Here is a 13,933-nt window from a genome sequence, read left to right as displayed (position 1 = left end):
TTTAATATGGATAAAATACGATTAATATTAGTATCATTATTTTTAATCTCTTGTAATTATAAGCACAACAATGATGATAAGATTTTAGCTGAAGACAGTATGCAAGTAATTAAAAACGATGCAATTGTATTATCAGATAGAATGCCTTCACTAACCAAAAAGTGGATTCAATATAAAAAAGTACCAACGATAAATCAGTTAGATACTTTACCTTATAGGGATTGCTATATTACCATAAGTGGTGAAGTATTTTCATATTTTAAAGAGGGTAAACTAGTAGAAAAAAGAACACTCATTCGAGATAGAAATTTTAAATATGAAGTGTATAATTTTAGAGAAAATCCGGATGATTATTTACAGTATCTTGATATTAAAGGAAAAAAAGTAGTTTTAAAAAGAGATAATTATGAAGGCGAACAAGAGTATTTTATATTAACGGATAAGTGATAATATGCATATTAATTCCAATACGTTAAAGTAAAAGTGATTGTTAAGTTGAAGAAAAAAAAGATTAAAAATAGTGATTTAATTATGGTCTTTATCTTTACTCTTTGTAAATGATTGTATAATTTGTTCAACCTTATCATGTAAATAGTAACTTCAAAAGATTTGTTTAATTACTTTTTTTTAATAAATTATTTTAATCATATGTAATAGTATAATTCATTCATGTAAGTTTAAGTAAAAAATGTAAAGATATATTTCAATTAATAGTAGAAACAACTATCAACAGTAGTATAAGTTTATTTTGAGAATGAATTACGAGATTTGGATATATGTATTTTGATTAAGATTAATCATAAAGAAATTGTTATCGATAGTTATGCTAAATTGAAAAGCCATATTGTTGAAGTATTAAAGATGTTAATCAAAAACGACCTAATTGATTTAGAAAATAACAACCCCAAGCATTATTGCTTGGGGTTGTTTTATTTTAAAGTTATTTAAAAACTACTGTAAAAACAGCATTAATTTTTGACACAACGCACTGCGAGACCGGCGTTAAATCTGATAGAACTTCTAGTTATAGAGTTTGTGAAGCCTACATTTAATGTGTAAGATGAGGTCGAGCTTGCCTGAGTTGAACTCCACCAATAGGCTACTTTACCCATAAACATGAAAGGATCTTCGCCTGTTGGTGTTACTGTAATGAAGCTTCGTCCGCTAGGAAGAGCACTAAAACCTGATTGGTTTGTTGCTATAGCAGATTCCGGAGCCCAAAGTGCTCCTGTATCTCTTAATTTGGCACCTGCAACCGTAGTGTTTCCTCCTAAAAATGTGGTTAATGCTGTCCATTCTTGATCGGTTGCAACATGCCAACCTGCAGGTGCTAATCCTCTTGGGTCATTGACTGCGTACCAATTGTATAATTTTCCATAAGTAGTTCCGTTGGCTGTTTCGTTGGCGTAGTAGCACCATGCTCCCGTGGTTAAATCTTCCCACTGTGTTGGGTCAGTTACCTCGGGTATTACATCCCCATTTCTGTATTTACTTACATTCAGATTTTCTTTCATCCACTGCTTGTTGTTGATTATGATACTCGGATAAGTATTTCCATCAATATCAGTAACTGAACCAGCATTTGTAAATAATTGACCTAATGTAGTTAGGGTAATTTGTTCACCATAAAACGTTCCCTCAGCGTTTGTAGCATAGGCTCTAACGTAGTATGTTGTATTTTGAGAAAGGGAAATTAAGTTACTATAGAAAACTCCAGAAGTAGCGCTGATGTTTGTTTCTGTTGTATGAGGTCCAGCAGTAGTTGGCTCAGGGGATAAACCATAACATATACCGTAAGCGGAAACCCCAGCTATATAAGTAGGACCAAAACGTCCAAAAACAGTTGCTGATTGGTGCCCTAAATTATTAACTGAGGATGTTTCTACTCTAAATAAATCCTCCGGATTGACTGAGCTTGAATCGTCTTCACTGCTACAACTAATTACTAAAAAAGTAACTAGTGTTAAGATTAGCATTTTTTTCATAATTTGATTTTTTTCAATAAAAGCAAATGTAATAAAAACTTACAGTTACTGAATATTTTTTTCAAAATAAATTTAAAACCTTAACATCAAACTTAATTTTTATATATCATTGGTTTACACAATAAAAGTTTTTTTTTAATAAGTGTTATCGTCCAAAAGGAGAATGTAATTAAGCTAAGAGATAGCCTATGATTAAAAGAATTGCAAACTCAAATTATTAAAGTCAATAGACAAATAGACATTTGTAATGAGAATATTTATAGATCCACAATGGGTATGACTTTTTACCAACATATAATAAATCTAAAAAAATGCAAAAAAAAGAAAGTTTGAAGAGTCGTCCAACTTTTTTGAAGAGAACAAAGCAATCTTGGAAAAATTAGAAGAAAAAAAAATCGATACTTGAAAAGGATATTTATGATTTAATTAAATATTGTGCTGGCTTCAATAAAACTCTAAGTTCAAAAAAATTATGTCACTAAGAAAATTAAAAGTTAAATGTTGTAACATTTAAAAAATCAAATTTTACATCAAATTAACAGGTTATTCAGTTTGTAATGAATAATAAGACATTGCGTCAGGTGTTAAATGCCCGCGATGGTCATCCAAGAACATTTTGAGTGTAAATGACTTGTAAATTTAAGCAAAAACAAAAAGCAACTTACTTTTAGTATACAAAGTTGTTTTCATTTATGATGCAAAGGATATTGTTAATAATGCCAGCGATGATATATTGGTTATTGAAGAAGTTATGGAAGGTAATCCTACCGGCTTTAAGGTTCTGAAAATTGAGCATCATTAATCAATTGCTATTTATGGCAGTGAATAAAAAAAAGTACTCTTAAAAAGGTTTTTCGTTACTGGTATAATGACAATTGGATGGGAAAACCAACCAAACTTCTGTTTATAAAATATCCTTGTCCGTTAGATTAAGTAAATCAAGAGCATCATTAATCAGTCCATATCTTTTTGCATCTGCTTCCCCAAGTCGGGTTACATTCCCCCAAAAATCTTGTAGTGCTTTTGTTACAACAGGATTACTCGATATTGCAACCAATGAAGCTGTTAGCCCATTAACCTCTGGTATAAATTTTCTATTTACAGCAACGGGATCACTGTAAATATCAACCTTGCTTACAGTTTTCAATTTATCTTTTGCATCTTCGAAACCCTTTTCCATTGATAATAAGTCAATGGCACCATCATGGCCGGCTCCTATATCTGCATCTAAATAATAAACTGCCTTTGTACTTCCGTCATGGCCTCCAAAAAACTTAGCCATTCTGAATCCTGTAAATGGATGGACTCCATTTTTATATAAATCCATAGCTGGTATCAAAAAATTGGAAGTGCTGAAAGAATCACCATAAGCTATTCTGTGATTTTTTGTAATGTCGCTTATTTTAGTTATTCCCGAGCCAACATGTGCAAATAACTGACCTAAATAGGTGTCAGATTCCACGCCTGCAATTTGACGCCAGGCAACAGCGCCCACATCTAAATTTTGATTTTTCTTTTGAGCCAAAATATATGATACAGGTTTCATCAACGCAATAGCGCACTCATTTTGAGAATCCGCCATATAATTAGTCTGGGTTTTTACGTCCATTACAGGCATCACATTTATTTTAATTTCTTCTCCAATTCGTTTGCTGTAATCTTCTGCTAATAAATCTGAAAAGACAATAACGGCTGCACGTATTTCCTCCTGAGAACGGTACTGGGTAATATCAGGATAATAGGAAAGATTAATTGTTTTCATAGAGATAACTATTTAGTCGTTTAAAATTTTGGGATACAGCAGAAAGAGCAAAATTCGACACATCCTCGCTTAATGATTCACATCTTTTATCTAGCCCGTTAAAACACTCTGAAATAAGGACCATGGCAACATCAAAAGAGTCCGGGAGCACAACATGACGTGACATTGTAAATGCAGGCCCCGCCGTTTTACCGGGATATTCAATCCCTGCAGGTAATTGCATTAAAATATCTCCAAGTGGTTTAATAATCATCGGCATCATTCCTATAGAAAATTTTGCCAATCTTTTTTTATCGACTACATCTATAGATACAGACCCAAAAATAAATTGCAGGCAACGTAACATTAGATTATAAGTGTCATCAAATAAATCTGCAACTTCTAAAGAGAAAGAATCTGTAATAGGTAGACTTTCTTCCGATTGTTGATCACCTCTAGGATAAACTGAAGGGTTTTGAATGCAGTTTCGCACCGGTTCGAAACCTAGCTTTTGCTTTTCTAATTGAAATTCATTTAGCATATCACCAAAAATAGCATAGTGACAATTTTCATGAAGATTAGACAATCCTTCGCCTTGCTCCATGATTCTTCTTATGGCTTCTTGAGCTGTTTCATTATTTGTTACTTTTATTATCTCAGGAAAATCTATTTCTTCTTGGCCTAATTGCAATTTTTCATCACCAATAAAAAGCGCAGACTCTTTTTTTGATAGCATATCTATACCATCAGCAATCATTTTATAAAGACCACCAACAGTTTTATAATCAAATGGAATACTTTCAAAAGACTTTTGCAAATAAACAACATTATCTTCCGCCATATCCTGTGGTAATTCATACATCATAAATCTTTTGAGGCTCGTTTCCGAAAAAGGTTGCAGTGCTAATGAAACACTAATTGGGTAATACTTGTTATTTTGTGGAAAATTAGGACGTAGATAATAAGGGCTACCACCAATGGCCGATAGTAAATTCCAGGCCTGAGACAAATGAAACATTTCTTGCGATGCAACAAGATAAATTTGTGCTGCCCATTTGCGAACCAAATGCAACTGCTGCCAGTCCATACCTCCTTCACTTAACTCCTGTTTTAGTGAAAATGCAGAGTAAAGATAGCTACAGGCTAAACCATGTTCCAGCTCACAGGCTTCAGTTAAAAGTGTCAATAAATCTGACCTGTCCTCAACAACCGTTTTATATTTTTGGTTTATCATTTCTGTGCTCTTAATTGTTCATTAATTTTTCTAGCCGTTCTTATTGATAAAGCTGCGGCTGTAAGAGTTGGATTCGCTGTGCCACTCGTTACAAAAACACTTGGTCCCACTATATAAAGGTTTCGATGTTCATGGCAGCATCCAAAAGAATCTACAACCGAATTTTCTTCGTCTGTCCCCATTTTGGTAGTTCCCATAATGTGCCCTGCACCGGAATAGGACGTAACCTGTGACTTTTCTTCATCAACTTTACAATCAGCCAATTCAAAAATCCTTTTACAAACTTCAAAAGCATATTTCATTGCTTTTTTGTTATAGTCTTCAAACTTAAAATTAATGACAGGCTTTGGTATCCCTATTTCATCCATTTCAGTTGCACTAAGTGTTACTGAGTTATCTTTCTTAGGAAGCATCTCGGTCGAAAAACTAATTCTTGTCATACATATAACGCGATTTGAAACCCTGTCTGCCAATTCTCTTCCAAAAAAACCTGAGTTCAGATTGTCCCACAGCGTATTAAATGGTGATTCTATTCTCCCCCAGCCATCATTGCCTATCGAGAGTCTAAATGCTCCAAATTCATTCCGATAACCTCCATCTCTAAACACATCGATACCCGATGTTGTTATTGGCCCTCTGAAAGGGTAAACAGGATTTTTACTTATTGCAACACAATAACCCTGCAAGTGGTCCATAAGGTTTTTACCTACTTGATTACTTTTTGTGGCTAAACCGGAATGCAACAATAATCTTGGCGTTTCAATGGCATGTGCTGCCAATACAACAATCTTACCTGTCGTATCAATTTTCACATTTTTTTTGGTAGTACGGTCTAAGTAAACAATTTCTGTAATCTGGCCATTATCATCTTTGATAAGTTTTTTTACAACACAATCTGTTTTCAAAGCTGTACCTTTTTCAATCGCCTTCTTTATATGGACCGTCGCATCATACTTAGCCTGTATAGGGCAAATCGGCACACAGGTAGAATTACCAGCGCATGCTGGCCTGCCGTTATAAGCTGTTGCATTCCGGGCTTGTGGTGTCCCCATAATTTTGATTTCCTTTTCAAGTACAAATTGTCCGTTCACTTTTTCAATAAAAACAGAATCACCATAGGCCTGCCAAATTTTCTCCATTGGATATTTCTTTGATCGATGAGCACCCATATAATCATTCCATTCTTTATGATCCCCAGCAACACCTATTTCCATTTCTGCGGTACAATAGTCTTCCTCGATATCATCATACGTCAATGGCCAATCATCACCAACTTTATACAATTCATTTAATCTAAAATCAGATGGTAAAAAACGAGGGACATTCCCAAGGAAATGCCATGTAGTTCCTCCTTTAATTCTTAAAAAGGTACTCTTAAATTTATCAGAGTTTGTTTCGTGAATATAATATTTGTTGTCATTATCTGGACCACTTATATACCCGGGACCCGCAGTTGCATAAGGTGATCCGGGATGCTTTTTTACTGCCGTAGCATAATTACCTGCAAAAGCGATGCGGTCGGTTTGGCCCGTTCCTGCCTCCAACAATAAGACTTTATGATTTTCTTCAGCAAGCTTGTAAGCGGTGATGGCACCACAAATACCTGCACCTATAATTACAACATCAAAATCATCCTGCTCCATATCATTAATTTTCAGGTTCATATTTCCAATAGCCATAGTAACCACCACTTAATCCTGGCGGATGTGCCCTTATTACTTTCCATATCAATCCACTATAGTATTGCTCTACAGTTCCTCCTATTCTGTTTTCGCTAAGCACAGATCCCGAAAGCGTTTGCGCATTTATAAGTTCCGATGTATACCATAAAAAAGCAATCCCCTTGCAATAATTCTTCTGATCACCTGATAGTTTCTCTAAAAACTTATTGCCGTCTCTACTTTCTTGTACGATTTCCAATAGCTGCTCTAAATTATCTTTATAGCCATTTGCATCCATTAGTCTTTTTATATAATCTTCACCAATGGTTTTTGGCAAATTTGGATAATCTGTAAGCCAGAAAGACAATTTTAGAAACAATTCTATTTTAGTGTTTTCTTCCATAAGTAATTAAGTAATTAGATTTTAGCATTACAGAAACCTGCCTTGATTTTTCTTCGCTGTATTTTAACTGAAATATTCGTCCCAATCTACTCTTACCATTTTTCGTGGAATAAATGACTCCAATTTGGTCTCATCCAAAGAAAATAATTTAGCTCTTTTTATTTCAATCCTGTTCTCCCAGTCGTGTTCAAAAATTTCTTGATAATATTGTGCTATATCCTCATTGTAAATAAGTAAACTAGCATCCCTGTTAAATTCAACTCCCGAATTTGACCAATTGTGACTGCCAAGCAAGATGCGTTCTCCGTCCACGATAATTCCTTTAGTATGTGTGTTTGGCATAAATTTAATGGAGTCCATTCTAAATCCTATTGCCTGCAAATCATTCAGCATTTCCATTCTGTCAGCTGAAGAATATGGGGTACGTAAAAGAATCTTACAGTCAATTGCAGGATTTTTAGTAACATCACGAAGCAATCCTAAAAGTTCATCATAAGCAGCAGTTATATTTTCACCCTTTCTGGTAATATATTGGTTTTGAAAATACAAAGAATGCTTTGCTGATTTGATTAGTTCTTTTGCATGCTCTATATAATTATCCGGGGTAAGAATAGGCTGAACCTTCAATGGGTTATCTTCAGCAAACGAAAATTCCTTTGGTTCAAATAGTCTTATATTATCAGCTTTTATCTCTTGAAACAACTCAACCTCAGTATAAACCTCAGGCAAAAATGTGCTCCTAAATTTTTTTGGGACTGGTTTCTTCCCGCTTTCTTTGTAGTCATAGTCAATAAATTTATGAAAAATCGTAGCGAGCTTTTCGTTTGACACAACCAAATGCCACTCCCTGTTATAATTTACCGTCTCATTTGGGTCTGCTGTAAAGTCAAGAGCTGGCTGGTTCGATGTCTGCCAGTTACCGCTTGAAAGCCAAAAGCTCTTTTTGTCCCTAACAGCAACTTTCGTGTGATAGGCCAATTTACAAATTCCTGCTTTGCCAATCCATGCCTTCATATTTTCAAATTTATTATCTGGTATAGACTTCCAATCCTCAATCGTTACATGCTCATGGATATCATTAATTTTAGTCCCTTTCCCCAGCTTAGAAGCTTTTTTTCCATCATAGACTAGTTTAAGACTCTTATTATCTTCAAGCAATGTACGTATTGTCCCCGTTATATGTGGAGCAGTAAAATCATAGATTGCAACTTGTAAATGGTTTTCCACACCTTCAAGAAACGGCTTTAATGTTTTCCATCCCCCTTCCGGACTCACATGGCATAATATAGTCATTGCAGCATTAACCTCTTCTAGTTTTATGTTTGTCGGTGGTTTATATCCTATCACTTTACTATCGGCCTCTAATGTAAAAACTTCAAGTTCACTTTTCTCTAAAACCAAAGATTCTAATGTAGAAGGTTCCAACTGGGAAGCAAAATCCGAAATCAAAGATTTATTATAATATGGCTGAAAGCGTATTTTCTCTTTAGGAGAGGCTTCCACTACTTCTATGTCATAACCTTGAAACTCATCAGGGAGCTTCTCACTCTTAGTCAAATTATTAATCATTACCTTTTCAGAAACAGTTACCAGAATTGCAGGTATATTAGTAATCTCACCCTCAACATACTTGTAACCTGGTTTAGCAGATAAAAAATTTGAAAAATTACTATGAGTAGCCTTAAATTCTTTTACAGTTGCTACTAAATCTCGCAGGCTTCTTTTATCATTTTTAGAAAAAGGTCTATCAAGACTCTCCATTATTAACGAGTTGGAATTCATACAAGGTAATTTAAAAATTGGACAAAAGTTAGAATGCTAAACATGAAATAACACGCTGCAATACAGTTACATAAATATATAATTTTATGTGTAAACCTTTATAAATAGTATCTTTATAATCGGCTAAATACATTATTTACCGCCTAACTGCAATATTTGCATATGCGAAATGTTTGCCCCATCAGTTTGTAGAAAACAATTACTACTTTAGTCAAAACCCCTAAAATTGTTAATCTATTAGAGTGATATAAAAAGAAACAAGCATTAGTAGATTGGAGTTAAATAATACATTAAAGCAAAATATTAAAGGAATTGGAATCATCATTTCAAATCTTTTTTTGCATATTCATTTGTTACCGTCTATCAAGGTTATAATAAATTTAACTGTTTGAAGGAGGAAAGCACTCCGGAACCCTTGAAAATTTTTTAATGTTTATAGGGTTTTACAATGGTTGGTTTTAATAGGTACACTTATGAGGCAACTATTGAAACAGAAGACACTACTTCAAAACAATTTTTGTCTTTGTAGCTTTGTTTTCACCTTTAGGAAAAATTAAAACAAAAGAATTATATGAATTGCCAAAGTAGTGGTAGGTAAAATCAACATTCCCGTTAAGGGTCTTTAGATTAATTGAACCATTTACTTTCCATTTCTTTTTTAAAAAAAGATGGTCCTTTATAAATTCCCATTTATAGCCAAAGTTTTCTGGCCATTCTAGCGAACCGAAATTGCTCAAAAAAGACTCTGAATGAAAAGAATTTCGAAAATCACCGTTTGCTACTTTCCCTTTCTCAGACAAGTTTTTAAGTATTAGCAATGCACATCTGTATTTTGTGTTCTCCACATACCTTCTAAATGTGGCATGCACCGAAGCACCGAAATGATTTGATAATTGTACAACAGAAGGCATTCCTAGCTCAAATCTTTTGGCATGATTATCAAAACGGTCATTTTGAAAAAGGGTTACAGACGCAAAATAGTTTGCTTCCATTTCAAATTCCTCTTGAGTGTCTGGATCTAATGTTTCATCATCGTCAAGAAATTCAAGGGTTTTGTTTTGCCAAGGAAGTACGTTATGACCAGTTTCATGCAGCGTAACAAAATTCTGCCTGCTACCAATTTGATCCATATCAAGATAGATAACCTTTTCACGACGATCCAAAAAACCTCTAATTTTTGACAAACCAGATTTTAGTGCTTCGGAGAAATGCGAACTCTTATATTTTTTCTCTAAGGATTTTAAATCAATACCGCCCGCAATGTAGAGTTCTGAATGCTGGACAATTTTTTCAATCGGAGTTGGAAAAATATCAAGTGACTTTGAAGATTTTAAAATGTCATATGAAATATTGTCGATATCATTTTTAGAGGGTAGAATCATTTGCTTTCTTATACCTTAAAAATTTAATGAAATCGACAACGTCCTGTGCTTCCTCATCAGTAAGTTTATCTTTGTAAAAAGCTATTTCTCTTTCGAAAAGCGTTTGCTTCGGTGGCTCGCTATCATCACTCTTTTCAATAATACCAGCTGCATGAAGTAATACGTTTAGATCAATTTTATAAACATTCGCTAACTTATATAGTATACTAGCGGATGGTTTTTTAATTTTTTCATTCTCTAACTGACTTAGATAAGCATTAGATATACCGGTTGCGTTTTCAACGTCCTTAAGAGTTAGGGAAACGTTTTCACGCGTACTTTTCAAGGTTTTGCCTAAAGTTTCCATGGTTATATTTTTTACAAAGTTATTAAAGATATTAATTATATCAAAACTTATGTTAATTTTTTTTAGAAAATTTTATCAAACTACTTGTTTGATAAAATTAGATTATGTATATTTGCATCATAATATTTACTTAACCCCTAAATTAGCTATGTAAAATGATAACAAAATAAAATAAAAAAAAACCCAGAACCGTTTGCTCCGGTGCTGGGCTACATACGAGGGATAAAGTTTTTGCGGACTTCTTATTGACAGGCTTATCACCTAAGTCAACCCTTCTTTTCGTGGTTACAAAGTTAGACGTTTATTTAAACTGTACAAGTTAACCTCGATTTTTTAGCACTTTAGGGCAAAAAAACAACTCCGTCCTAATGTAAAAATGGAGATAACTAAATAATTTAAAAAAGTTGAAAGACATAAAATTTAGAAATTATGAAAAACAAGTTTAAATTAAACGACAAATTGTTTGAATCAGAGAATTCAAAAATTACAGGGAAAGAAGTTCTTCTAAAAGCTGGACTAGTGCCAGTGGAAGATTTTGAATTACTTATTAAAGTCAATGAAAATGGTTTCGAACCAATTGAATTAACGGAGGTTACAGACTTGCATGAGCCTGGTCTTGAAGGGTTTTATGCCAAGCCTTATGGGAAACTGACTATCTATGTCGATGATATTGAAATCGAAGTAGAAGAAACGTTCCTTACACCAAACAAAATCTTAGCACTTGCAGGAAAAGTGGTTAAAGATTTTTATTTAGTGCAAATTGATGGTGAAATTGAAATCGGTTACAAAAATGACCGCGAACACAAAGTAGCTGTGAGAAACGGGTCGAGATTTGTTTCTTATGAAGTTGAAATTATCGATATTCATGAACATTGCCAAAATGACCAACCGGTTCCGGAAAATTGCAAATATAGAATTTTAATCGACCGTGAACCTTATGTTGTAGATGTAGCATGTCTCACTGGAAAGGAAATTCTTTTGTTGACACACAAAACCCCGCCAGACAGGTTCCAATTACGTCAAAAGTTTAAGGATGGTAGAGTTGTCACTATTAAGAACGACCAAAAGGTTTGCTTCACTGAACCTGGTATTGAAAAATTTAAAACTATTCCTCTCGATCAGACTGAAGGTGAAGATATTTTTTTAAGAAGAGAATTTGAGTTATTAGAAGAGGATGAAGCTTACCTTGCAACGCTTCAACTCCCATGGGAAACAGCCAAATTAGCAAATCAAAATTGGGTATTGGTTCATGACTATCCAATAGTTGAAGGCTATAATGTTAAAAAAGCAACTATGGCTATTAGGATGATTGGAGGTTATCCGACCTCGGGATTAGATATGGTTTATTTTTATCCAGCCTTAAGTAGAATAGATCAACAGCCGATAGGTGCATTGACTAGTCATCCGCTTGACGGCAAAACGTATCAGCAATGGTCACGTCATCGCACTGGTGCAAATCCTTGGCGTGTTGATATTGATAATTTGAGCACTCATATTCCGCTAGCTGACTTTTGGCTTTCAAATGAATTTGTAAAAAGACCTCAACGTGCGTTATCAGCTTAAGATTGCTGGTAAGCACTTCAAGAGTCTTCAGCAGCACCTCTTTCCCGGCGACGGGATGGAGGCAGTTGCTGTTGTCTTATGTGGAAGGTATGAAAGAGATGGAATTTCCATCTTGCTTACCCATAAAATAGAACTCATACCTCACGACGAATGCAATCGCGACCCTAATTTTGTTCATTGGAAGACCGAACGAATTATACCATTACTGGAGCAAGCAGAAAAACAAAACTTGGCAATTTTAAAAATACATAGTCATCCTGCTGGCTATCTTCAATTTTCAAAAACTGATGATGAGTCGGATAACGAATTATTTCAATCGGTTTTTGGTTGGTGCGATTATGATGGTGTACACGCTTCTGCGGTTATGCTTCCTGATGGCAAGGTCTTTGGAAGAATTTTTACGCCGACCATGGAAACTTTTCCTATCGATAAAATCTCGATTGCGGGTGATACAATTAGAATCATTGAAAATGAAACTGTAATTGAAGATGATTTTTCATTAAGAACCCGACAAACCTTTGGCGATGCTACTTACCAAAAGCTTAAGCAAATGAAAATAGGAATTATAGGATGCTCGGGGACAGGCAGTCCTACCATTGAGCAGTTGGTGCGTCTAGGTGTCGGTACAATTGTAATTATCGACCCCGATATTGTTGAAAATAAAAATCTTAATCGGATTTTAAACACAACTATTGATGATGCTGAAAAGGCGAGATTGAAAACGGATGTATTATATGATACTGTTAATAGAATCGGATTGGGTACAACGGTAATAAAATACGGCACAAATATTTATGACAGCCGAGAAGCATTAGATGATTTGATTACCTGTGATGCAATATGTGGCTGTGTTGACAGTGTTGATGGCAGGCATTTGATGTCACAGTTGACCAACTTTTATCTTGTTCCCTACTTTGACATAGGTGTTCGATTGGACGCTGATGGTTCGGGCGGAATTAAGGCTATCACAGCCAGTATACATTATATTCAGCCGGGGTGCTCAACCTTATTTAGCAGAAAATTGTATACTTCAAAAAGGTTGGCTGATGAAAATCTTCGTAGGCAAAGTCCAGAAGATTTTAAAGAGCTGGAGAAACAGGGTTATGTTCATAATGCAAATGTTGACAGGCCCGCAGTAATAAGTATTAATATGCAAATAAGTAGCATGGCTGTCAATGAACTATTGAATCGTCTGCACCCATTTAAAGACGAAACTCCGGAAAATTACGCCAAAGTGACGATGGATTATACAGGAGGATGTATTATGAATGAAGCTGAGAATGATTTTGAACAAGACACTAATTCTGAGAAATGGGTTGGACGGGGAGACTGTAGACCATTTTTAAGATTAATGGAATTACAATGAAAAGAATACTAGGTTTTTTTAAATGGTTAAGTAAAGTTTCGGGCTACTTTACAAACAAAAAACCGCAAAATAGTAGAACTGACGTTGATGATTCGATAGGTATAGACCCTTCCCGATTTCAAATCGATGTAGTCGATGATATTCCTGAGCTTATTTCAGATAAAACAATCTTTATTGTGCAGGATGGAAATGCTCCTGAACTTTTAGCCTTTAAATGCCCTTGTGGTTGTAATGCAGATATAGTTCTGAATTTGTTAGAAGATGCTAGTCCTTGTTGGAGTTACGAAATAATGGATGGAAATACAATAGATATTTATCCATCTATTTGGCGAAAAGCGGGTTGTAAAAGCCATTTTTTTGTGACAAATGGAAAAATAAGATGGGTATAATTGGTTTATATAGAGAGCTTCATCTGTAAATGACTCATAAACGTGATTCGCTATAATAATATTTTAAATAATTAAATAATA

At 34.6% G+C, this 13,933-nt stretch carries 12 protein-coding genes; 4 read left to right on the top strand and 8 right to left on the bottom strand.

The annotated features are described in order from the left end of the window. The first annotated feature begins 6 nt into the window (after positions 1 to 6). Complete coding sequence (locus tag P7V56_RS10490; protein ID WP_171221790.1) at positions 7 to 447, top strand: hypothetical protein; 441 nt, start codon at positions 7 to 9, stop codon at positions 445 to 447. A gap of 521 nt (positions 448 to 968) precedes the next feature. Here P7V56_RS10490 and P7V56_RS10485 read toward each other — a convergent pair. From P7V56_RS10485 to P7V56_RS10450, 8 genes are all read right to left on the bottom strand, one after another. Further along, a complete protein-coding gene (locus P7V56_RS10485; protein WP_171221789.1) occupies positions 969 to 1,985 on the bottom strand; it encodes a fibrobacter succinogenes major paralogous domain-containing protein in 1,017 nt (338 codons plus the stop codon). A gap of 904 nt (positions 1,986 to 2,889) precedes the next feature. Continuing rightward, the gene (locus P7V56_RS10480; protein WP_171221788.1) at positions 2,890 to 3,747 is read right to left on the bottom strand and encodes a phosphate/phosphite/phosphonate ABC transporter substrate-binding protein; all 858 of its coding nucleotides are present in this window, start codon (positions 3,745 to 3,747) and stop codon (positions 2,890 to 2,892) included. Then, positions 3,734 to 4,960 carry a ferritin-like domain-containing protein gene (locus P7V56_RS10475; protein ID WP_171221787.1) on the bottom strand — a complete coding sequence of 409 codons (1,227 nt, stop codon included), beginning with the start codon at positions 4,958 to 4,960 and terminating at the stop codon, positions 3,734 to 3,736. The genes P7V56_RS10480 and P7V56_RS10475 overlap by 14 nt, the downstream gene beginning before the upstream one ends. Continuing rightward, positions 4,957 to 6,639, bottom strand: coding sequence for a GMC family oxidoreductase (locus tag P7V56_RS10470; RefSeq protein WP_171221786.1), 1,683 nt, complete (start codon positions 6,637 to 6,639; stop codon positions 4,957 to 4,959). Before P7V56_RS10470 ends, P7V56_RS10475 begins: the two co-directional genes overlap by 4 nt. Then, entirely contained in the window at positions 6,608 to 7,024 is a 417-nt protein-coding gene (locus P7V56_RS10465) for a sugar dehydrogenase complex small subunit (protein ID WP_171221785.1), read from the bottom strand. Before P7V56_RS10465 ends, P7V56_RS10470 begins: the two co-directional genes overlap by 32 nt. 63 nt (positions 7,025 to 7,087) lie before the next feature. Then, positions 7,088 to 8,806, bottom strand: a complete 1,719-nt coding sequence (locus P7V56_RS10460; protein WP_171221784.1) for a phospholipase D-like domain-containing protein — start codon at positions 8,804 to 8,806, stop codon at positions 7,088 to 7,090. 500 nt (positions 8,807 to 9,306) lie between these two features. After that, positions 9,307 to 10,188: an ImmA/IrrE family metallo-endopeptidase gene (locus tag P7V56_RS10455; protein ID WP_171221783.1), complete on the bottom strand. Its 882-nt coding sequence runs from the start codon at positions 10,186 to 10,188 to the stop codon at positions 9,307 to 9,309. Continuing rightward, positions 10,172 to 10,534, bottom strand: coding sequence for a helix-turn-helix domain-containing protein (locus tag P7V56_RS10450; protein ID WP_171221782.1), 363 nt, complete (start codon positions 10,532 to 10,534; stop codon positions 10,172 to 10,174). The genes P7V56_RS10455 and P7V56_RS10450 overlap by 17 nt, the downstream gene beginning before the upstream one ends. Before the next feature lie 429 nt (positions 10,535 to 10,963). On the opposite strand from P7V56_RS10450, the gene P7V56_RS10445 reads away from it, so the two are divergent. The 3 genes from P7V56_RS10445 to P7V56_RS10435 are packed head-to-tail and all read left to right on the top strand — an operon-like array spanning position 10,964 to position 13,852. Beyond that, complete coding sequence (locus tag P7V56_RS10445) at positions 10,964 to 12,097, top strand: multiubiquitin domain-containing protein (protein ID WP_171221781.1); 1,134 nt, start codon at positions 10,964 to 10,966, stop codon at positions 12,095 to 12,097. Continuing rightward, positions 12,081 to 13,463 (top strand): ThiF family adenylyltransferase, encoded by a 1,383-nt coding sequence (locus tag P7V56_RS10440; protein WP_171221780.1) that lies wholly within the window; start codon positions 12,081 to 12,083, stop codon positions 13,461 to 13,463. The genes P7V56_RS10445 and P7V56_RS10440 overlap by 17 nt, the downstream gene beginning before the upstream one ends. Next, entirely contained in the window at positions 13,460 to 13,852 is a 393-nt protein-coding gene (locus P7V56_RS10435; protein ID WP_171221779.1) for a ubiquitination-like system serine protease family protein, read from the top strand. The genes P7V56_RS10440 and P7V56_RS10435 overlap by 4 nt, the downstream gene beginning before the upstream one ends. Positions 13,853 to 13,933: the final 81 nt, after the last annotated feature.

The organism is Flavobacterium sp. IMCC34852, from assembly GCF_030643905.1.
GTDB lineage: Bacteria > Bacteroidota > Bacteroidia > Flavobacteriales > Flavobacteriaceae > Flavobacterium > Flavobacterium rivulicola.
The sequence above is the reverse complement of the archived record's forward strand: the minus strand, read 5'-3'. Positions and strand labels throughout refer to the sequence as shown.